The 21,088-nt window shown below is 38.0% G+C and carries 19 protein-coding genes; 14 read left to right on the forward strand and 5 right to left on the reverse strand.

Annotated features, from left to right (window positions below; genetic code table 11):
• Positions 1 to 26: 26 nt before the first annotated feature.
• The 6 genes from fumC (at position 27) to I6L24_RS11165 (ending at position 5,603) form a co-directional block, all read left to right on the forward strand.
• Positions 27 to 1,421: a class II fumarate hydratase gene (gene fumC, locus I6L24_RS11140; RefSeq protein WP_071851344.1), complete on the forward strand. Its 1,395-nt coding sequence runs from the start codon at positions 27 to 29 to the stop codon at positions 1,419 to 1,421.
• A 126-nt stretch (positions 1,422 to 1,547) separates the two neighbouring features.
• The gene (locus I6L24_RS11145; protein ID WP_071851363.1) at positions 1,548 to 2,039 is read left to right on the forward strand and encodes a hypothetical protein; all 492 of its coding nucleotides are present in this window, start codon (positions 1,548 to 1,550) and stop codon (positions 2,037 to 2,039) included.
• Positions 2,040 to 2,470: 431 nt separating this feature from the next.
• Complete coding sequence (locus tag I6L24_RS11150) at positions 2,471 to 3,073, forward strand: nitroreductase family protein (protein WP_216986008.1); 603 nt, start codon at positions 2,471 to 2,473, stop codon at positions 3,071 to 3,073.
• Positions 3,074 to 3,199: 126 nt separating this feature from the next.
• Positions 3,200 to 3,562 carry an immunity protein Imm33 domain-containing protein gene (locus tag I6L24_RS11155; protein WP_005107027.1) on the forward strand — a complete coding sequence of 121 codons (363 nt, stop codon included), beginning with the start codon at positions 3,200 to 3,202 and terminating at the stop codon, positions 3,560 to 3,562.
• Positions 3,563 to 3,931: a hypothetical protein gene (locus tag I6L24_RS11160; protein WP_005107026.1), complete on the forward strand. Its 369-nt coding sequence runs from the start codon at positions 3,563 to 3,565 to the stop codon at positions 3,929 to 3,931. It begins immediately after the preceding gene.
• 910 nt (positions 3,932 to 4,841) lie between these two features.
• Positions 4,842 to 5,603 carry an alpha/beta fold hydrolase gene (locus tag I6L24_RS11165; protein WP_114540713.1) on the forward strand — a complete coding sequence of 254 codons (762 nt, stop codon included), beginning with the start codon at positions 4,842 to 4,844 and terminating at the stop codon, positions 5,601 to 5,603.
• A gap of 15 nt (positions 5,604 to 5,618) precedes the next feature.
• Here the strand turns inward: I6L24_RS11165 and I6L24_RS11170 are convergent, their stop codons facing one another.
• From I6L24_RS11170 to tssH, 5 genes are all read right to left on the reverse strand, one after another.
• Positions 5,619 to 6,560 (reverse strand): M15 family metallopeptidase, encoded by a 942-nt coding sequence (locus tag I6L24_RS11170; RefSeq protein WP_216986009.1) that lies wholly within the window; start codon positions 6,558 to 6,560, stop codon positions 5,619 to 5,621.
• A gap of 125 nt (positions 6,561 to 6,685) precedes the next feature.
• Positions 6,686 to 7,510: a type IVB secretion system protein IcmH/DotU gene (icmH, locus tag I6L24_RS11175; RefSeq protein WP_216986010.1), complete on the reverse strand. Its 825-nt coding sequence runs from the start codon at positions 7,508 to 7,510 to the stop codon at positions 6,686 to 6,688.
• 7 nt (positions 7,511 to 7,517) lie between these two features.
• The gene (tssK, locus tag I6L24_RS11180; RefSeq protein WP_216986011.1) at positions 7,518 to 8,882 is read right to left on the reverse strand and encodes a type VI secretion system baseplate subunit TssK; all 1,365 of its coding nucleotides are present in this window, start codon (positions 8,880 to 8,882) and stop codon (positions 7,518 to 7,520) included.
• A gap of 8 nt (positions 8,883 to 8,890) precedes the next feature.
• The gene (gene tssA / locus I6L24_RS11185; protein WP_071851333.1) at positions 8,891 to 9,997 is read right to left on the reverse strand and encodes a type VI secretion system protein TssA; all 1,107 of its coding nucleotides are present in this window, start codon (positions 9,995 to 9,997) and stop codon (positions 8,891 to 8,893) included.
• A 52-nt stretch (positions 9,998 to 10,049) separates the two neighbouring features.
• Positions 10,050 to 12,716: a type VI secretion system ATPase TssH gene (tssH, locus tag I6L24_RS11190; protein ID WP_216986012.1), complete on the reverse strand. Its 2,667-nt coding sequence runs from the start codon at positions 12,714 to 12,716 to the stop codon at positions 10,050 to 10,052.
• A gap of 349 nt (positions 12,717 to 13,065) precedes the next feature.
• Between tssH and I6L24_RS11195 the strand changes: the two genes are divergently transcribed.
• From I6L24_RS11195 to I6L24_RS11230, 8 genes are all read left to right on the forward strand, one after another.
• On the forward strand, positions 13,066 to 13,749 hold the full coding sequence (locus tag I6L24_RS11195; RefSeq protein ID WP_071851326.1) for a hypothetical protein: 684 nt from the start codon (positions 13,066 to 13,068) through the stop codon (positions 13,747 to 13,749).
• A 14-nt stretch (positions 13,750 to 13,763) separates the two neighbouring features.
• Entirely contained in the window at positions 13,764 to 14,273 is a 510-nt protein-coding gene (gene tssB, locus I6L24_RS11200; protein ID WP_071851324.1) for a type VI secretion system contractile sheath small subunit, read from the forward strand.
• Positions 14,260 to 15,741: a type VI secretion system contractile sheath large subunit gene (gene tssC / locus I6L24_RS11205; protein ID WP_071851322.1), complete on the forward strand. Its 1,482-nt coding sequence runs from the start codon at positions 14,260 to 14,262 to the stop codon at positions 15,739 to 15,741. Before tssB ends, tssC begins: the two co-directional genes overlap by 14 nt.
• A gap of 51 nt (positions 15,742 to 15,792) precedes the next feature.
• On the forward strand, positions 15,793 to 16,296 hold the full coding sequence (locus tag I6L24_RS11210; protein ID WP_005107016.1) for an Hcp family type VI secretion system effector: 504 nt from the start codon (positions 15,793 to 15,795) through the stop codon (positions 16,294 to 16,296).
• 77 nt (positions 16,297 to 16,373) lie between these two features.
• The gene (gene tssE, locus I6L24_RS11215; RefSeq protein ID WP_071851320.1) at positions 16,374 to 16,862 is read left to right on the forward strand and encodes a type VI secretion system baseplate subunit TssE; all 489 of its coding nucleotides are present in this window, start codon (positions 16,374 to 16,376) and stop codon (positions 16,860 to 16,862) included.
• Positions 16,859 to 18,667, forward strand: a complete 1,809-nt coding sequence (gene tssF, locus I6L24_RS11220) for a type VI secretion system baseplate subunit TssF (RefSeq protein ID WP_071851318.1) — start codon at positions 16,859 to 16,861, stop codon at positions 18,665 to 18,667. Before tssE ends, tssF begins: the two co-directional genes overlap by 4 nt.
• The gene (tssG, locus tag I6L24_RS11225; protein WP_213687240.1) at positions 18,631 to 19,626 is read left to right on the forward strand and encodes a type VI secretion system baseplate subunit TssG; all 996 of its coding nucleotides are present in this window, start codon (positions 18,631 to 18,633) and stop codon (positions 19,624 to 19,626) included. The genes tssF and tssG overlap by 37 nt, the downstream gene beginning before the upstream one ends.
• Positions 19,623 to 21,062: a hypothetical protein gene (locus tag I6L24_RS11230; protein WP_216986013.1), complete on the forward strand. Its 1,440-nt coding sequence runs from the start codon at positions 19,623 to 19,625 to the stop codon at positions 21,060 to 21,062. The genes tssG and I6L24_RS11230 overlap by 4 nt, the downstream gene beginning before the upstream one ends.
• Positions 21,063 to 21,088 lie beyond the last annotated feature (26 nt).

The following is a 21,088-nucleotide window of genomic DNA, read 5'->3' on the forward strand; positions in this document are numbered from 1 at the left end:
ACAGGCAAGAAGAATTGAGGTTGAACATGCAAACACGTATTGAACATGACACGATGGGAGAAGTAGCTGTACCGAGCGAGGCTTTATGGGGCGCTCAGACTCAGCGTAGCTTGCAAAATTTCAAAATTGGAAATGAGCGTTTGCCACGTCCAATGATTCGTGCCATGGGACTCGTCAAAAAAGCTGCGGCTTTAACCAATGCTGAGCTGAACCAGATTCCCCCAGAACTGTCACGCTACATCGTAGATGCTGCAGATGAAGTCATTAGCGGAAAATGGGACAGTCAATTTCCACTGGTGGTCTGGCAAACCGGTTCAGGTACGCAAAGTAATATGAACTGTAATGAGGTGATTGCCAATATTGCCAACCAGAAACTGGGTAATCATTTAGGCGCGCAAAAGCCTGTTCATCCGAATGATCATGTCAACCGTGCCCAATCTACTAACGATTCATTTCCGACGGCGATTCATGTGGCTGCGAGCTTGCAGATCAATGAACTCTTAATTCCGGCTGTCACACGTTTACGCGATACCTTATATGCCAAATCTCAGGATTTTGCCGATATTGTAAAAATTGGCCGGACACATCTACAAGATGCTACGCCTTTAACCTTGGGGCAGGAATTCAGCGGTTATGTCTCTCAGCTGGATCATGGGCTTCTTCGTCTAGAACAGGCATTGGTCGGACTATATGAATTACCATTAGGCGGTACAGCGGTTGGTACCGGTCTGAATGCCCATCCTGATTATGCCGTTCAGTCTGCTAAAACCCTGGGACAATTAACTGGCTTGCCATTTGTAACTGCGCCAAACAAGTTTGAGGCTTTGGCAGGCCGTGATGCTGCGGTATTTGCTTCTGGTGCATTAAAGACTTTAGCGGTTAGCCTGAATAAGATTGCCAATGATATTCGCTGGCTAGCCAGCGGGCCACGTTGTGGTTTTGGTGAATTGCGTATTCCTGAAAATGAACCGGGTTCTAGCATCATGCCGGGTAAGGTGAACCCGACGCAAAGTGAAGCGATGACGATGGTGGTCGCGCAAGTTCTCGGAAATGACACCACCATTAACGTGGCAGGTGCATCAGGTAACTTTGAACTGAATGTATTTATGCCGGTCATTGCCTATAATCTGTTGCAATCCATCCAGCTTTTAGGCGATGCGTGTAACAGTTTTAATGATCATTGCGCCGTAGGCATTGAGCCGAATCATGAGAAAATTGAACATTTCCTGCATGATTCTTTAATGCTGGTCACGGCATTGAATCCGGTCATTGGTTATGAGAATGCAGCCAAGGTTGCCAAAACAGCTTATAAGGAAGGAAAAACCTTAAAACAGGTGGCTGTTGAACTGGGTTTAGTCACCGCTGAACAGTTTGATGAAGTGGTGCGTCCTGAACAGATGGTCTCACCGAATGCTAAATAAGGGCCGGAGCACTTTTATTTTCAATCTTTACGCCTGTTTTATCATGGAATAGTCAGCAGTGGTTTTTATCTCAGGCAGAGTTGCGTACAATAGTGCTAGATGAGATTAACCACTGATGATTGTTTTATGCTTGATATTTATTTAACAGATGTTCAAAGAAAGGCGCAATTCAAGGATTATCCAGGTGAGCATCCTGTTAAATTTATTCTGAATTTCAAAAAGATTTTCCCAAGTGTGATGGAACTTCTTTTACCTGTGCTTCCCGATAATGAAAATCTGGAAGAAATGTCTTGGGAATCGACCAGCGATGATTTTGAAACCTTCCAGATGTTCTTAACTGGATGGGGTATTATCGAACTTCGATTAAAAGCAATTACCCAGTTTAAAGATAAAGCATTTGCGGATCGTCTGGTTAAACAAGCCCAACAGAAACGCAAAGACTATCAAAAACAGCAGACTAAACTAACCACAGTTGAACTGGATTATTTGTTTATGCATGAGATGCATGCTCTGATTGATGCAGAGCTGGTTGAACTTGGTGAGAAATTCTATTTACCGATTTTACGTGAGCTGTGGAAGACTAAAGTATCTGCTCAGGTGTTGAACGCGAAGTTTTAAACGGGTTTTTTAGCTTTTATTTATAAAATTAATCTTCCAATTTTGGGGGATTAATTTTATCTGCAATATGAGATTTATTTCAAAATGCATGATCTCTTGAAATAGCCTAAGCAAGATTAAATTTGGTGATTGAAGGTCTTTATTCTTAAAATTTTGATCAATAATAGCGCATGTTGAACCATTGTTTAGCGTCAGGCACTCGCATAGGGCAGTAGTTTTAACGATTGTTCAAAAAATAGATGAAAATGATCATTTTTAGCTAAAAAATATATAAAAATATCAATTAAATAGCCTAGTAATTGAGTCCATTATTTTTTAAGGTATATAGGCTTTATCTCACGTTAAAGCAAAAGCTCCATTGATTAGCTATCCTTCATAAAAATAACTGAAGGTTCAAATTTTCCCGAAGATATATCCCAGGATTTTCAAAAATGTCGAATCAGTTTTTAGATTTAATTACTAAACGCCGTACTATTTATGCCATTGCCAAGAATGTTGAACAATCTCCTGAACATCTAACTGATTTGATTCAGACTGCAATTAAGCAGAGCCCATCTTCTTTCAATTCTCAGTCTTCACGCGCCGTCATTTTATTCAATTCGGAACATGAAAAGTTCTGGGGCTTCGTCGCAGATAAATTAAAAAGCTATGCCAAAGATGAAGAAAGCGCTGCAAGAACCACAGCAAAAATGGCAAGTTTTGCGGCAGGGCTAGGCACTGTTTTATTTTTTGAAGATCAAACAGTTATAGAAGGCTTACAGGAACAATTCCCATCTTATGCTGATAACTTTCCAATCTGGGCAGAGCATTCGACTGCGATCGCGCAATTTGCAACGTGGACAGCATTGCATACAGAAGGTCTGGGCGCATCATTGCAGCACTACAATCCGATCGTGGATGAACAGGTACATGCGGAATGGGACATTCCATCGAACTGGAAGTTGCATGCACAGTTGGTCTTTGGTTCGATAGAAGGCGAGCCACGTGCCAAAGATTATCTGGCGGATGAAGAGCGCTTTAAAGTCTTCCAATAAGCTGAGATCCATATCTGCGCTTAACACGGTTTAAGGGCAGATATTTTTTAGATCTCGACGAAATCCCAATCAGCTTCATTAAAATTAAGTTAAAATAGCGCGCTAATGAATGATGAGAAAGACCGAATGTCGAAAAACACGCAAAACCTGTCACCGTTACAAGAACTGATCGCAGAGCAAAAGCTACTTTGTGAAGAAGTAGGCTCGGCTTATGTTGAAGTCACGGGGGATGATGTTGTTGCGGTGGCCGTACATACCTTAAAACAGGATCCGATTGTCGGCATCCGTAAAAAGCCTGAAACAGATGAAAATATCAGCTGGTACATTTATGGCGGAGAGCCTTCAAGTGAAGAGGCTTTTGAAACCATGACAGTACGTGAATTACAGGACATCGCACCAGAAGTTTTACCGTATCTGGCTCTGGAAACAGGTTTTCGTTTCATGATTGATGCCGATGATTATGAAGATGTCTGGAAAGAAGAAATTTAAATGCTAAAAAAATCATCTTTCATTTGTGCTGGATTATTATTAGGACTGAGTAGTGTGGTCTTCGCACAGCGGCTTTCACAAAGTGCCTATGACCAGTTTATTTCAGCACAGACTAAAATCGTGAATGAAACCAAATACATTTTAGATGAAGATGATCAAAAGGCAGATGCACAAACTCAACGTCAGGCTTTCTGCAAACGACTGAAAGCCTATCAGGATATTCAAAAGGTGTCCGAAGAAAACAGCAGTCTGGATATGGCGCCCACGATGGCTATGATTGCCAAAAACTTTCTTGAGCGGCAGGATCAAAGTTTGACTCAATCTGGAATGACTACAAACGTATTTTGTAAAAATAGGGATGTAGAATAAATTATAAAATACTTTTCATTTTCGAACGTTTTTCGCAGTAGACTAAAAATAAATAAGTCTGTTTTACAATCAAATTTTATAGATATTAAAACCTGAAAGACCATCTCCCGAATATCATTTAATAAAGAAAATGTTAAGTTAATTTAAATTTATTTTGATGTGAATACCTCATACCTCGGGGATATATCCACTGTATTCAATCTATTGATAAGAATAAATGAATAATCTTGGTTTTGTAATTTCTAAAAAATGTCTTATTTATGCGGTGTATTTCTTGAACAGAACAATTTAAGTAGGATAGCGTGATTGCACGCTTATATAAGCTACTAATTTAAGCATATTAAGATACCAAAATAGCCTAAGCAAAACATAAGTTTAACAACTTTCTCAAGAAAGGGGGAGAGGGGAAATTTATAATGTTGATGTTTACTACCTGTAACTCATTTGGACTTAAGACGTATTATTCTAAACAGAATCAAGTGGATTAATAAGCTACTTATGAATAGTCATTTTTTGATAAATAATAAGCAATGAATAATTAAAAACAATATTTTCAAAATTACCTCAGTCTATTTGGGTAATAACAGCGAGTTAGTTTAAGAAACACTCTGACCTAAAAGTGGTTTACATGTTATTAAATCCCAGTTTTAAGATTTTCATTAATTTTATTTAGTCTGCACCACAACTCAACCATCTTCTTTCATATTTATAGATAGCCAAATATCCATCCAGATCTAAAATCGTAATTTTAAATACTTACAAATTGATTATGAATTATTTAGCCTAAGCAAAATATATCCCATAAAATAGCCTAAGTAAAATTTATATTTAAAAATTTCGCAATTGATTAATTCCCAATATAAATCCATTATAAACACTTAAATAAAGAAAGAAATCAAGGAATTCTCAAATGATCCTAAATTATCAACTCCAACACCACGAAACGTCAGTACTATCTCCAATGATTTTTATTCATGGTTTATTCGGTAGTTTAAGTAATTTAGGAATACTAGCTCGATATTTTTCTGAGCAAAGAACCGTGCTTCAAATTGATGTACGCAATCATGGTCTTTCTGGTCATAGTTCAGACTTAAATTATCAGTTCATGGCGGAAGATGTCCTAGAAACTTTATCAAGTTTAAATATTCAAAAGTTCATAGTAATAGGGCATTCTATGGGCGGAAAAATTGCTATGAAATTGGCTGATTTAGCCCGAGTACAAACTGAAAAGTTGGTCGTTCTTGATATTACACCAATCCAATATCATGAGAGTCATCATAATGAGATTTTTAAAGCTTTATTTGCGGTGCAACAAGCAAATGTTGCTTCACGACTTGAGGCAGCAAAAATTATGCGTGAATACATTCATGAAGAAATGGTAATTCAGTTTCTATTAAAATCCTTTAATAAAGGGCAATGGCTCTTTAATGTTCAAGCTTTATTTGATCATTATCCAGATATTATGGCTTGGGAAAAGGTCGAAAAAGTTAATCAGCCAGCTTTATTTCTTCGTGGCGGTAATTCTTTTTATATCTCAAAACCTGAACATTTTGCGGCAATCAATGAACAATTTTCTCAGGCGAAAATTGAATGCATTGAAAATACAGGACATTGGCTGCATGGTGAAAAGCCAGATGAAGTGATCCAGCACATGAGAGCCTTTTTGAATTGATTTACGATTTCACACTCAAGGCTGAAATGTTTGAGTCTGTAATTGTCCTTCATGAATGAGTTGATGAGCCATTTCAGCTGTTTTCTTTAAACCGGGCATACGATATTCAGTATGCCCAAAATCTTTAATGGATTTCCAGCGACCGCCCCAGGTTAAACCCACCGATTCTGCAATCTGGCCATACAGTTCATAACCACGCATGCCCCATGGATCACGTTCACTAATCACTACCTTACCATTTCGCTTAAAGGCAATATCTGCAGCTAGCCCAAACTGATGATAACTTTGAAAGCCTTTGGCCTTGGTAATATTGCTGTTGGTCGCCAAAGAGTTTTGCCTTTCCGGACTTCGATAACCTTCGAGTAAAACCAGCTCATAACCATGCTGTTCGCGCATAATTTTAAAAACCATCAGTAAGCGCTGTTTAAATCGCGGATTCATCTTATGCCATTTACGGTCTGCTGTGCTGATATTTGGATTTATATGAATGTCTTCAATATTCAGATTAAGGCTTTGCGCTGAAATTACAGAATGATTTGCTAAAACTTCTTCTTGTAAGGCTTCAATAATAAGCTGTTCATCGACTTCAGTTGGAGCTGTTAATATTTGCCCATCTAATAATGCATAAATCTGTGGATCAACTTTCCTTAAAAATTCAGCTTCAAACTTACTTGCAGTAAGTGGTTGCGTAAAAGCGAATATTAAAATACTGCCAAATAAGCTAAATCCTGCAATCAAAATCCACCATTGCTGCAAATACCACTCAGACTGAATATGCTTAGGCGATGCCGCCTGATAAAATTTCTGAACAAAATGTTTTGCTTGAGAAAATTGTTGCTTGCTTTGTGGAATCAAACCAAGAAATAAATCCTGTATTCTTAATCGAAACTCGTAGGACAGCAAGACTAACATAGCCAGACTTAATACAGTAAAGCTGCTTAATATAATCAAAATCATCAGTTAAATGATTGATCTAATAATGATTCAAAAAAGTTTTTTATTCATTGATATAAATTTTCCAACGGCGTCATTTTTAAGTCTTGATTTTTATAAGTGTCCATCATATTTATTTGAAAATTGAGTTAGGGTAAATGAATCGTAATATAAGCTTGTTCAGCAGGAGTGCTAATCAAATTTTGATATTGAGAAAACACAGCAGCCTGTTCTGTTGACAAGGCATATTTAAAAACCACAAAGCTGATCACAGCAAATAATAATAAAAATATCAGAATCCAGAAAAATGGTAATTCACGATGGATGATATGTCGGATTTGATCTGGAATTGCTGAAAAAGGAGAAAAAGCAACTTTTTTACACTTGAGATAATCAATCTGATCTCCGATACGAGCAATCAGACTATTTAAATGCTCAATAGATTCAATTCGATACTTTCCCTGGAATCCCAATAAAAGGCAATAATGATATACCTCTAATACTGCCAGACGTTGCTTATCTTTATGGCTTATTTCTTCCAGATTTTCAAAGAAGTGAAAACCTGCAAGTTGTGAGCCAAACAGGATTAACTGTAAAGGACTGATCATCCAAGCATTTTGAAGATCAAAAAATCGCTCATCCTGTTGCGTGACAATTGTTTCATCTACTAAAGCGCAATAGGCATATTTTGCATCTTGAATATCTTCAGCTGAAAATTGCATCTGACGTGCCTGATGTTCAAAACTTTTCAACATCTCCAGAATTTTTTCACGAAAGGCTTCAATATCTGTAGGGAGATAATGATTTTTTAACAGGAAAACAATATAGAAGCCGTCATGCAGTAAATCTACCAGACTATTCGTATAGGTAGGGTAGCTTTCTACAGGTTGCATGGCTGTATAACCGGCCCCGATTTGATCATCATCAAAAAGTGAAGAAAAAAGTGAAGAAGGAGAATTAGCGATTGTATTCATTTTTATTTTATCCATTCATGACAGCAATCAGTTCAACCGTAATATCCTTAAAACCGTTCGGGATATAAACACAAATTGATTCTGAATCCAGCATGCGCTGATACAGTTCATTATTTGGTTCGATCTCGAAATAATGCACACCGGAACGTACTGGAATTGCAGTAGGAACCTGCATGAGGTGCTGGACGGGTACAGCAGGCAAAGCTGCAACCACACGTTGTTCTACATCTATGCTACTGCCGACTTTAAAACGGATCGGAACATAGGCAATCAGATCATGTGCAGGCATAATGCTACTCGATACAGCAAGATATAGCCGGGTATTGCGACTGATCTTGTCAGTCTCCAGACTACCGAGCCAATAGGACGGGCGCGTTTCTTTTAAGCTGATGCTGATATATCGATTCGAAATAATTGTATCGAGTAAATCTCTGAGAATAATATCAAGCTGATTGAAACTGTCATACAAATGATGATGCTGATACTGCGGTAGTTGATCAATGTCATAGGCTGTTGAAAATGTGAGTAAGGAGCCGCTTAGTCTTAAAAGTTCCGCATATAGCCGTTCCGGATGAATTTGGGGATATTGCAAAATATGATTTAAGGTTGCATAAGCAGTATTTAAGGCATTCACTAGCCAGAAAGAGACGATATCCCCAGAACGGAATTCAATCAGTTTCTGTTCATTTTCCCGATTATTGGATTGAATCGTTTTAATCTTGGCCCGGATAATATTCAAAGTTCGCTTTAAATTGCCTAGCAGATATTCACAGGCCTGAATATGTAAAATTGGAGGAATAAATTTATGATCAAAATTAAAATTTCCCGAACTTTGTCTTTTGATTTGAGCAACCGGAAGATATAAATAACCATCCAGAGGCTGCTGAGGTTCATGGCCAACTTCAAAAAGTTTAAATTCTGCCCGACGGCGTAACAGGGTGATCTCCGCTGTAGTGGCATCAGTGAATAAATCATGAGTAGAGATTAAATGTGAGTGATAACGACTCGTCTGAGTGTTTTCAGCATGACTTACATTCTGCTTGTTCGGTTGTAGCATCGGTAAAGCCAAATAAATTAGCATTTCACCACGCAGGTTTAAGGTATCCAGTTGTACCGGTTCTGGTAATAAATCCTGTACAGGCGCCTGATAAATTTCACCATCTTGCCAGATCATTTCAATTTTGCTCAATGCCAATATATGCATATTGAATTGAGCTTCATCAAATTGAATGGATTGGATCCCGTGAGCAAAAGGAAATGTCGCCCGAATCATATGACTCAAGCGTTGTTCATGATAGGCATCCTGTAATTGAAAATGTTGCGGTCTTAAAAACAGACCTTCGCCCCAAAGTACTTTTTCTGCTTTAAACATTTTAATATTTACCACTCATTCTTAAGTTCATCGTTGACATATACACCTAGTAATTCATGTATATTTTCGATCGGATTCTCGTTCTTAATCACTTGAGCCAGCCATTCATGTAATGGCATCTGACTCCATTTAATCGTCTTTTGCAGCATGTAGCTCACTGGACTATGCGGTTCATTCGATTGAAAATACTGTGCAATTTCTTGTAATAACTGCATCGCCTGTTGACGATTGGCCAGATGGTTTTGGGCTTGAGGTCGAAATTCTTGTATATCTTTAAGCGAGGTATTCATCACTATTATTTCAGGTATTTTGAGAGTGCCAGATTGTGGTGGATTTATTTGATCCTGAGATATTGGAAAAATATCTGTTTTATAAATGCGCTTAATACTGGAAAAGATCGACTCAAGTTGAGAATCTGTGCTTGCAAAACTTGGTGCATCCAGACCCAGCAAATGATCCAGCGTATTTTTAAGATGCTGCCATTGGGTTTGGATTTCCTGAAGATAACCTTCATTCTCGCTTAACACGATTTTGGAGGTCTGCAGCAACGATTGTTCAAAATACTCCAAGTTCTGAACAGCATTATTTTCAGAGCAGTCATCTTGCTGCTGTTGTTTTAGCTGTATATTGCGCTGATGCAGTAATAGCTCATAATCACCCAAACTATAAAAAGGCGCAGAGCTGACCAAAGACACCTGTTTCATCAACGTTGGCAATTGCGTAATCAGACCTTGTAATAATCCCAAACGCTGATCAAGATCATCCTCTTCGATTTGAGGATGTAACGCTAACCAATAACGCTCTAAACTTTGCTGGGTCAGATGCAATCCTCGGGCAATTCCTTTAAAACCATGGAGATGACTCCAAGCCTCTATAAGCCAGCTATATAAACGGATATCTTTTGTTTTTTCGCTTAATAATTCGATTATTTTATCGTGTACAAGTTGCCAATCGGCCTGTTTCGGTTCTGAGACCCAGTCACCTTGATCTAATAAAGGATCATCACAAGTTCTGGCCTTTTTAATCATATGAAAATCATTTGAAAATGAGTAATCCAAACCACAAGGCTGATCGGCTGAAATACTTTTTAATAAATATTCAAATTGCAGACTCATTTTTTATTCCAATTACTATATTTTATTTGTTTTTATTTTGAATTTACGTTAACTAGGCAGCATCTACTTTACTGTTTTTAGAACGTACTTTTGGCGCTGTTTTAACTTTCGGATCTGCGCTATAAAAAATTTCATCATTCTTGATCTCAATATGAATCAGTTTAGGGAGCTTTTCCTCACTCATGGCCATCAGTATTTCTGTAGCCAAAGCAGGTAATACTGAAGCATTTAAAATATGATCAATATTGCGTGCACCGCTATCTACTTCTGTACATCGGCTGAGTAGAAGTTCGAGCAAGTCCTCACTATAAGTAACCTGCGTGGCATATTGCTGCTGAATACGTTGGGTAATTTTACCCAGTTTATACTGAATGATCTGGATTAATAGCTCATCATGTAAAGGATAATAAGGCACAATCTGCATACGCCCTAAAAATGCCGGTTTAAATTGCTGATACAAACTTGGTTTGAGCAGTTCAATTAAGCTTTTTGCATCCGGCCAGTTTTCGACGGGTTGATTTACACAAGCCTGCATAATGGCACTGGAGCCGACATTAGAGGCCAACAGGATTGTCGTATTTTTAAAATCAATTAGACGGCCTTCACCATCTTCCAGCATTCCTTTATCAAAGACCTGATAAAATAATTCCTGCACATCAGGATGAGCTTTTTCGATTTCATCTAATAAAACCACGCTATAAGGATTACGGCGTACCGCTTCAGTCAAAATGCCTCCTTGACCATAACCGACATAACCTGGAGGAGCACCTTTTAAGGAAGATACGGTATGAGCTTCCTGATATTCCGACATATTTATCGTGATCAGATGCGACTCACCCCCATACAATTCTTGAGCCAAGGCTAGGGCAGTTTCAGTTTTCCCCACACCGCTTGGGCCAAGCAATAAAAATACACTTTGCGGTTTGTTCGGATCATCCAGTTTTGCTTTAGACGTCTTAATACCTTGTACCAGTTGATGCAAAGCAAAGTCCTGACCCATCACACGCTGCGATAATTTATCTTGGAGTTTTAAGACCTGTCGGACTTCATCATTCATCATTTTACCCACTGGAATTCCGGTCCAGTCAGAAATAATTTGATTAATCATAGGGACTGTGACGCGTTCAAACACGAGTGGGTTATCAGCTTGAATCTGGATCAAATGTTGCTGTAATACTTTAATTTTATTTTTATTTTCAATTTTTTTGGATTGAACCTGTAATAATTTTATTTCCTGAACCAGTTGAAGTTCTTGCTGCCATTGCTGTTCTACCTGAGAAATTTCTTGTTCCAAATTTGAAATATTTTCTGATAATTCAATTAAACGTGTCTGATGACACGGAAAATTTTGATGCTCCTGATTTAAGATCTCATGTTCTAGCCGAAAATTATGCAGTTGTGCCTGTAACTGTTCTAACTTTGCAGGTTGCGCATTCTGGCTCAAGGCAACCCGTGCCGCGGCTGTATCCAATACACTAATGGCCTTATCCGGTAATTTCCGTCCACTGATATAACGATGTGAATTACGCACCGCAGCAGTAATTGCTTCATCATCAATCTGCAACTGAAAATGCTGAGTCATGAGCGGAATCATGGCGCGCAACATATTAATTGCGACTTCTTCATTAGGTTCTTCTACCTTTATCACCTGAAAACGACGGCTGAGCGCAGCATCTTTTTCAAAATATTGTTTGTACTCCGCCCATGTAGTCGCGGCGATGGTACGCAGTTCTCCTCGTGCCAAAGCTGGTTTTAACAGATTGGCAGCATCATTCTGACCAGCCTGACCACCTGCACCAATCAGCGTATGGGCTTCATCAATAAACAAGATAACAGGATAACTGCAGGACTGAACTTCTCGAATAATTTGCTTCAGGCGATTCTCAAACTCGCCTTTTACACTCGCACCTGCTTGTAATAAGCCCAGATCCAATACATGAAGTTCTACATTTTTGAGTACATCAGGTACTTGATTATTCACAATTTTCAGGGCTAATCCTTCTACCACAGCTGTCTTACCGACTCCCGGGTCGCCGGTGAGTATTGGATTGCTCTGACGACGGCGCATCAGGATATCCACCATCAAACGGATTTCAAACTCACGACCGATCACCGGGTCGATTTGGCCTTGGCGTGCTTTTTCAGTTAGATTAATAGTGTATTGATCAAGTGCCGATGTTTTATTTAATTTTAGCTGTGCGTTAGGTGAATCTTCTTTTACCTTAGTAAGCTGAGAATAGCTCATATTTTCAATACTCTGCTCGCAGAGCTCCAAAAAATGATGTTTGAGATGATCAATTGGAAATAGCTCAAATAAAGTAGAAGCACGAATCGTCATTTGATATAGATCAGGTGCAGTGAGCAGGGCAACCAGTAAATGTCCGCTACGGATCATCGGATTCTGTTCTGCTGAAGCCAAAAGCCAGGCATGTTCTAATGCACGAATAATGGATTTGGCAAAGATAGGCGTACGAGAATTGCCTTTAGTCATTTGCTGAATGCTCTGATTCAGATGATGGGTTAGATCATCTTCGGAAATTTTATACTTTTTGAGCAATAATTTGAGATCGTTCAGGTCTGGCTGCTGTAGCAATTCTAAGAGAAAATGCTCAATTTCGATTTCATAATTTCGCTGTTTGATGCAGAAATTCGCTGATTTCTCAAGGCATAGGCGTGCATGCTCAGATAATTTTGTAATCAAAATTTTTAAATTACTCATATTTTTCTCTTTTAGAATATACAGCCTGATGTTTTTGGAATTTATAGCTATATATTTGTTATTATTAGGTTTATTTTTATTTGTTTAAGTTTTTCTATGAGCAATCAAGATATATTGGCTCAAGATTTTTGGCATATTCTACTCAAATCTATCCAAATGTCTGCATTCATTGGTCGGAATCTTACCATTTTAAAAATTACATAAAATAATTTAACAAAAACGCATTTATGTATTGACTTTCTGTGATAATTTTTTGTTAAATCCGCAACTAGATTTTTGAATTATAAAAATAGAAAAATAAATTTTGATTATAAAAATATAAAACAATAACCAAAAATTGAGGCTTATTTTGAAAAATAATCTAGGTTTTATTGTATTGCTCATCTCAGGGATGGCGCAGCTATGTTTTGCTCAAACCCATGCAGCAGAATTAAAAAAATCATGTATCAAGAGCTATCCACAAGCAAAAAATGATACTGATTCAACTATCATTGATTTATACCAGCAGTTATGCGACAAGACAGCAAGAAAAAATATGCATCTGCAGCAGCAATTGTCTACCCAAATTGCCAAACGCTATGTTGAAGTCGGTGATCATCTGAAAGCGCTCAATTTAATCGAGCAATTACATCAGCAAAATTACATTCATCAGAATTTAACTGATCTGAAATTCCTGGCAGGGATCGGGATCTCTTCCCAAAGCCTAGAACAGATGCGTAGTACAGAAGTCCGTGCCTTAAATGAATTTACCTACCCACAGGCCAAATCGCTGACTGAACATATTTATCTGGCACAGCCTGTAGCAAAATTTTCTGAATCTGCATCAACGACGGCGCGGAATTCAAAAGTAAAAAATACTAAAAATAAACCAAATAACCCAGTAAAACAAAGCCTAAGTCAAAACAAAAATAAAGTATCGAAAAGCAATCTAAAAAATAATACGGCTGCTATCAGTAATAAAAAAACAGAAAGTATCAGTACACGAACCCACACTCCTAGTACTAATCCATTTGGATCATTAAATAATAATTAATAAGGAAAATCATGATGGCTAAGCGTGAAAGTGTACAAAAAAAATTACAGCGTATTCGACCACCACGTGTGCAATTGACCTACGATGTTGAGGTCGGTGATGGCCGTGAAATTAAAGAATTACCCTTTGTGGTAGGGGTTTTGGGAGATTTTTCAGCAGCATCGGAACTTGAAAAAACCAAGCTCAAAGATAAAAAATTTATCAATGTAGACTTGGGAAATATTGATGAGGTGATGCAGTCTCTGGCGCCTCGTGCCAGTTTTCAGGTGGAAAATAGTTTGACTGAAGAGAGTGGCACAATATCAGTAGATTTGGTTTTTAATGCGATGGATGATTTTCAGCCAGAACAGGTAGTCCAACAAGTCGAACCTTTGCGAAAACTGGTAGAAGCACGAGAGCGTTTAACTGATTTACGCAATAAAATATCCAATAATGAACGTCTAGAAGGTTTACTGGATGATATTTTAAAAAATACCGACCAAATTCGTAAAATGAGTATGGAGGCAGACAATGAATCACTCTAATGCTGCAACTAGCACAGATATTGCTATTGAAGGATATTCAATTCTGGACTCTATTGTTGAACGTAGTCGAATTGCGCGTACTGAAGAGGAACATGGTCGTGCCAAGAGTCTGATTAGTGAACTGGCCAAGGAAGTCATGGCCGGTACAGTTATAGTTTCAGACAATATGACCTTGGCTTTAGATAAACGCATTGCAGAAATAGATGCGCTTATTTCTACCCAGCTGAGCAAGATCATGCATCATGAGCAGTTTCAAAAAGTCGAATCCACCTGGCGAGGGCTGTATTACTTTTGTCAGGAAACGCCCTCACACTCTTTAATCAAGATTCGGATGCTGAATACGACTAAAAAAGAACTGATTAAAGATTTTCAGAGTGCCAGTGATTTTGATCAAAGTACGCTATTTAAAAAAATCTATGAAGAAGAATATGGTTCATTTGGCGGTGCGCCTTATGCGACCCTGATTGGTGACTTTGAGTTTGATCGCACACCTTCAGACCTGTATTTGCTCGAACAGATTTCACATGTCGCAGCAGCGGCACATGCACCGTTTCTCTCAGCGGCAAGTCCTTCCATGTTCGGACTGGAAACTTTTACCGATATTGATCGCCCACGCGATGTGTCCAAAATTTTTGAAACAGCGGAATATGTGCAATGGCGTTCATTCCGGGAAAGTGATGATGCCCGTTATGTGGCATTGACCATTCCACGAGTATTAGGCCGTTTACCTTATCATCCTAAAGATGGCAATACGACAGCAGACTTTAACTATGTAGAAGAAGTTTCAGGTGAAAATCATAATGAATACCTGTGGATGAATGCCGCTTATGCTTTGGGCACACGTTTAACCAACGCCTTTGATATGCATGGTTGGTGTGCTGCGATTCGTGGGGTTGAGGGTGGCGGTTTGGTCGAAGGTCTGCCAGTGCATACCTTTAAAACCAATGATGGGGAAGTCATATTTAAATGCCCGACTGAAATTGCGATTACGGACCGTCGTGAAAAAGAACTCAGTGATCTTGGCTTTATTCCATTAGTACATTGTAAAAATACCGATTATGCTGCGTTCTTCGGCGCCCAATCTACCCAAAAACCAAAGAAATATGATAACGATATTGCCAATGCCAATTCCGCATTATCCAGTCAGATACAGTACATTATGGCAGTCTCGCGAATCGCTCATTATTTAAAAGCAATGATGCGAGATAAGGTGGGAAGTTTTACATCTGCAGGAAATGTCGAAGCATTTCTAAACGACTGGCTGTCTCAATATGTACTTTTGGATGATGGCGCTTCACAGGAAGCCAAAGCACAGTATCCACTGCGTGAAGCTTCGATAAAAGTTGTAGAAAATCCGGCTGAACCTGGACATTACAAATCTGTGGTCTTTTTGAGACCGCATTTTCAGTTAGACGAGTTGTCTGTATCTTTACGACTGGTCACTGAGTTACCGCAGTCGAGTCATTAAGACCGCTGCTAAAATTATAAGAATATTTATAACAACAGGAAAATTATTAAAATGAAAGACATTTACATCCAGTTTCGTGGCAAATATAAAGTTGATGGTGAATCTCGTGATTCAGAACATAAAAGCTGGCTAGAAGCAAATTCCTGGTCGCACAACATTCGTCAGCCAAAATCTGCCACATCTTCCAGTGTAGGCGGTCATACCGCAGAACGAGTTGAACATTCCGACATGATTTTTATGAAAGATCTGGATGCAACCAGCCCAAAACTTTGGGAAGCTTGTTCGGCAGGTTATACCTTCGATGAGGTACAAATCGATTTTTATCGTGCTAATGGTGATAAACGCGTTAAATACCTGCAAATTAAATTAAAACATGTGCTGGTTTCTCAGGTCACTCCGACAGTAAATCAAGAAGGCGTTCCAACAGAAGCTTTTGGTTTGAAATATGCAGCAGTTGAGTGGACGTATAATCAGCAAGATATTAATGGTACACAAAAGGGTGCCGTGACCAAGAAATGGTCATTATCAAATAATACTGCTTCTTATGCAGCGTAATTTGACCTTTTTTAGAGGCTGGTCTTGATCAGCCTCTCTGATATTTATAAAAATAAATAAAATTAGACTATAACAATATGAATTTGGATCAGCTTTACCCTTACGGATTTAGAACAACATTATTTGACCGTCTATTACCTCAGGACATTCAATGTTCTCAAGGGCTTTCATTGCAGGCTTTAAGAGAGTCTGTAGCAGATGATCTGGAAGATCTGTTGAATACTCGTTTAGTTAACTTGGATGTAGATGACAGTTATGACCAGGTCAAACGTTCAATTCTTCAATTTGGCATCATTGATTTTGTAGGTCTTTCAACGGCGAATCCAATGGACCGGGATAAAATCTGCCGCTCGATTGAACATTCTATTCACGCGCATGAACCACGCTTAACACAGGTAAAAGTCGAGATGCTGATGGATGAGCATAATAGGGGAAGTCTGTGTCTAAGTATTCAGGCATTTTTAAATATTTATCCTCTATATGAACCCGTAATTTTTGACGCATTCCTAAAGCCTACTACGCAACAATACGTAATTTTGTCTAAAACATCAGCAGGTGTGCTGTGATCGAAGAATTATTACCGTATTACGAAAAACAATTACAGGAATTTGGGCAACAATCACGAGATTTTGCCAATAAATACCCAAAAATTGCCCAACACCTTTCGTTGAATCAAGAGCAGATCGATGATCCGCATATCGAAAGATTGATTCAGGCATTTTCCCTGATTTCTGCCCGAATTGATAAAAAACTGCACGATAGTTATGAAGTATTTACACGTGCTATTTTTGAGGTGATGTTTCCACAGTACCTTAAACCTTTTCCAGCATGTTCAGTGGTCAGTTTTGACGATGCCAGTAAAATCCGACAGCTTAAAAGTAGCCAGCAGATTCCCAAGCAAACTGTATTAAAATCAAAAAGTATCCGTGGGGTACAGTGTGAGTATCGTACGACAAACCAGGTTAATTTATTACCAATCGCCTTAAAATCTGTTAATTTTAAAACGCATGCTTCGACTCATGTTCATTTAAATCGAAATGCAACCTTGAGCTTTGGTATTGAAATTTTTAACCAGCAGCAGCGACTGTTGGAACAACAAAAATTACCTATTTATCTGGATGCAATTTCCAGCTTTCCATTGCAAGTACTAGATTGTATTTTTAAGCCAGAGACTGGTTTTTCTGTAATAGTACAGAATCAAGAGATTGATATTCAAAATCCATTTGAACTAATGGGATTTACTGAAGCGGAAAGTGCGCTCCCAGTTGATCAACATACTCATCATGCCTATCGTTTATTAATCGAGTATTTTTGCTTTCCAGAAAAATTTAATTTTCTTAACCTCAATCTGAGTTTTTTAAGAGAATTAAATATAGAAACCGCAGAATTTGAGCTACACATTCATTTTAAAATAAATCTGAATGATCAAGCTATGATCAGAAATTATTCAGAATTAAATAGCGCTAATTTCAAATTATTTGCGACACCAGTTATAAATTTATTCCCTAAACAGGCTGAGCCACAAAAAATTGATCATCTGCGCCTGGAATATTCATTAATAAGTGATGTACATCATCCTGAATATTTTCAGGTATATGCGATCACCGAAATGAAGTTATTGAGAGAGAAACGCGAGAACAGTCAAAAAACTTATCCCGTATTACCTTTTTTTGCCATGAGTCATTATCATCAGGCTGATGCTCAATTTTATTATCACCTGTTGCCCGAGCAAAGTAATACCAAGCATACAGAACTGAAATATTCGATTATTTCCAAATCTTTAGAACCACAAAAAATTTCATCAGACTTTATCAGTATGCAGTTGTTATGCAGCAATCGGGATTTACCTTATGAAAGTTATAACAAAGATCAGAATAACTTATCTCTCAATGACAATAGTTTGGCACGTAAAGCCATATTATTAAAAAGACCCAATTTACCTTATTGTTTTGATCAAAAGCAGCAAGAACAGTGGCGAATTATCTCGCATTTATCATTGAATAATCTTTCTTTAATGAAAGCAAATGCAGTCAGTCACATTAAGGAATTACTTGAACTGTATAACTTGCCGCAATCCAAAGACAACCGGCTAATTATTAATTCAATTCAATCGATCCAGTTTTCTCTGAGCCAGAAGTTGCGTGAGCATAAACCATTTCCACTTTTTGTACGGGGTGTCAAAGTTGAAATCCAGATCGATCCAGAAGTCTTTAGAGGAGCCAGTCTGTATATCTTTGTGCAACTTTTAAATTATATTTTTAATTTGAAAGTTCAAATGAATAGTTATGTGGATATGCACGTCATAGATTCAAAGTCAAAACAGGAGTTATACCAATGCATACAGAATGTTGGTGGCAAAAGGCTTCTGTAGTTGATCGGCTCTTTCAGCAGCCGACCAGCTTTGAATTTATTCAAGCCACGCGATTATTAAGACATGCACCTGAACGAAACAGACATCAAGAATGGAGTAAATCATTTCAATTTATTAGTTCACTCAATCTTAATTTTCCGACTTCTGAAATTGAATCATTGCAATGTGAAGATCATAAAGTGCAGATGACCAATTTAATCGTAGGGTTGACTGGCGTACAGGGCGTATTACCTTATATCTATACAAATAAAATTAAACAGAGTACCCGGGCACACAGAGAAGAAAGCTTACACTTTCTCGGACTATTTAATCATAAATTAACCGCCCAATATGTCGATGCCTGTTTGAACTATCATTTACCAATGCGTTATGAAGTTGAGCAGGAAAATCATTATCTAAACATGCTTCATGCTTTGAGTGGCTATAGCGGTCAACAACATGAACAGCAACCTATAGATGACTATTTTGCTGAGTTTTCAGGCTTGATGCAGGGGCAAAATAATACCCATTATGCGTTAAGCAGCATATTGTCTTGTATTTTTAAATATCAATTTAAGATTAATGAGTTTATTCCGGAAAGCTTTCAACTGGATGATCAGCAAAAAAGCGGTTTGGGAGCTTTGCAACCAGTTTTACTGGGAATCAACAGCTTCTGTGGAGAGACCATTCAGCAAATTGATGAAAAAATTGAAATCGTTATTGGTCCATTAAAACGTGAAGACTATATAAATTTTTTATCTGAAGGAATACATAGCGCTAAATTGAAACAGTTACTTCAAACCTGGTGTAGCCCGACCATGTTAGTGGATCTTCGGTTGATTCTAGACAAAGATGAATTATGCCCAGCCCAACTTGGAGAAGTACATTCGATGGGGCTAGCCAGAGGAGCTTTATTAATGCTGAATCCGGCAATCCACAATGCGGAAACCTGCTATAGCCTGATAGGAAAAATGTCATGATTAAGCGTATTATTCAGACTTTTATAGTTTTATCCGTTTTAAACAATGTTCTTGTCATTTATTACTGGCGAGATACTCAATACGATCCATCAAATATTGATTTCCTATTATATTTTGGCATTTTACCTTTGTTAATTTGCTTGTTGTTATTAACACCTTATTTTATTTATAAAGCTGTAAAATCCTATAAACAAAGACAGCAAGAACAAAAGGATAGGGCTCATAAATCTCTTCAAGCACAACAGCAAGAATTAGAAAATAAAGAAGAATTGGATCAAGCGATTGAGGATTACACGCTCAATATTTTTTCAGCTGCCGCTTGGCACAGTTTTGGCGAAAATGCAGAGATCTTGCAGCACATGAAGCAGTTCAAGAGTCCTGAGCTGGACTCAGAACTGCTAAATCGTTTTGGTCTACCTATATTGACATATCGCATTCATTCTGTGGACCGCTTACTTGAAGAAAACAGAACTAATGAAGAAATGCTTCCGACATTACGGGAACAACGAATTCAACAGTTGATTCAACAACAACTCCAACAGCATGAAGAAAGTCTGAGCTTAATTTCGGAACAGTTAAAACGTTCAGCACTATTTTATGATCACGAACTGGCTTATCAATATCGAATGCATCCGGGATGGATACAGGAAAACTACTGTGAAGATGAAGAAAATATTGCCTCTAATCCAACAGCAGCAAGTCGATTAAATAGGCTGAATCTGCATATTTTATTGGTGGATCATATGACTGGGGATTGGAGTGATCTCTATCAAGAGCAGCTTATAAGTCAAATTCAACAACAATATGCATTGCTGCCTGCCCAAATTCATATCGAGTTTCATTTCCTGTCTGCTGATCGTGCTTATTCAGCCTTACTAGATTTAGTACAGGAAATTTCAGGTCAATCATATGAGATCAGCCTGATCATTATGGCGGATTCTGAAATTGATCAGGATTATCTAGATCAGCAATTTTGGAAAAATGAAGACTATATTGCTGCAGAATATACTGCCAGCTGGTGTTTATCCGCACATGACTTAGAGGTTGAGGGGATGATGCCTTCACGAATATTGACTCTCAGCAAGTACGTCACTGACCTATATGCGTACTTGGGTCAGAATCAGGTTGATCTGTCCTATCAGCTGGAACAGGCACATCCTTTTTTAGTTTTCTTAGATGAAGCCACTCAGTCTAAAACAATGAAAATAATACAAGAAAAATTTACTAATATTGATTTTGAGCCGGAGCATACCATTTATCCTCAAAGCTATTTGGGGCATACCCAACAATTGGCAGCAGTTTTTGCAGCGATGATGTCATCATATCTATACGACAATGTCATTACAATAAGCTATAGCACACAACAAGAATCAAGCTATTTATGTTTTAAAAATAAAGAAAGTGATCAACTGAATGAAATCTCATTAGTAGCCTAACTATTTATAAAAATTAAAGAAAAAAG

Source organism: Acinetobacter lwoffii (genome assembly GCF_019048525.1).
Lineage (GTDB): Bacteria > Pseudomonadota > Gammaproteobacteria > Pseudomonadales > Moraxellaceae > Acinetobacter > Acinetobacter lwoffii_K.

What these genes read in the sequence shown, in the direction of transcription:
- fumC (WP_071851344.1), top strand. Translation starts at nt 27, where the DNA reads ATGCAAACACGTATTGAACATGACACGATGGGAGAAGTAGCTGTACCG.
- I6L24_RS11145 (WP_071851363.1), top strand. Translation starts at nt 1,548, where the DNA reads ATGCTTGATATTTATTTAACAGATGTTCAAAGAAAGGCGCAATTCAAG.
- I6L24_RS11150 (WP_216986008.1), top strand. Translation starts at nt 2,471, where the DNA reads ATGTCGAATCAGTTTTTAGATTTAATTACTAAACGCCGTACTATTTAT.
- I6L24_RS11155 (WP_005107027.1), top strand. Translation starts at nt 3,200, where the DNA reads ATGTCGAAAAACACGCAAAACCTGTCACCGTTACAAGAACTGATCGCA.
- I6L24_RS11160 (WP_005107026.1), top strand. Translation starts at nt 3,563, where the DNA reads ATGCTAAAAAAATCATCTTTCATTTGTGCTGGATTATTATTAGGACTG.
- I6L24_RS11165 (WP_114540713.1), top strand. Translation starts at nt 4,842, where the DNA reads ATGATCCTAAATTATCAACTCCAACACCACGAAACGTCAGTACTATCT.
- I6L24_RS11170 (WP_216986009.1), bottom strand. Translation starts at nt 6,560, where the DNA reads ATGATTTTGATTATATTAAGCAGCTTTACTGTATTAAGTCTGGCTATG.
- icmH (WP_216986010.1), bottom strand. Translation starts at nt 7,510, where the DNA reads ATGAATACAATCGCTAATTCTCCTTCTTCACTTTTTTCTTCACTTTTT.
- tssK (WP_216986011.1), bottom strand. Translation starts at nt 8,882, where the DNA reads ATGTTTAAAGCAGAAAAAGTACTTTGGGGCGAAGGTCTGTTTTTAAGA.
- tssA (WP_071851333.1), bottom strand. Translation starts at nt 9,997, where the DNA reads ATGAGTCTGCAATTTGAATATTTATTAAAAAGTATTTCAGCCGATCAG.
- tssH (WP_216986012.1), bottom strand. Translation starts at nt 12,716, where the DNA reads ATGAGTAATTTAAAAATTTTGATTACAAAATTATCTGAGCATGCACGC.
- tssB (WP_071851324.1), top strand. Translation starts at nt 13,764, where the DNA reads ATGGCTAAGCGTGAAAGTGTACAAAAAAAATTACAGCGTATTCGACCA.
- tssC (WP_071851322.1), top strand. Translation starts at nt 14,260, where the DNA reads ATGAATCACTCTAATGCTGCAACTAGCACAGATATTGCTATTGAAGGA.
- I6L24_RS11210 (WP_005107016.1), top strand. Translation starts at nt 15,793, where the DNA reads ATGAAAGACATTTACATCCAGTTTCGTGGCAAATATAAAGTTGATGGT.
- tssE (WP_071851320.1), top strand. Translation starts at nt 16,374, where the DNA reads ATGAATTTGGATCAGCTTTACCCTTACGGATTTAGAACAACATTATTT.
- tssG (WP_213687240.1), top strand. Translation starts at nt 18,631, where the DNA reads ATGCATACAGAATGTTGGTGGCAAAAGGCTTCTGTAGTTGATCGGCTC.
- I6L24_RS11230 (WP_216986013.1), top strand. Translation starts at nt 19,623, where the DNA reads ATGATTAAGCGTATTATTCAGACTTTTATAGTTTTATCCGTTTTAAAC.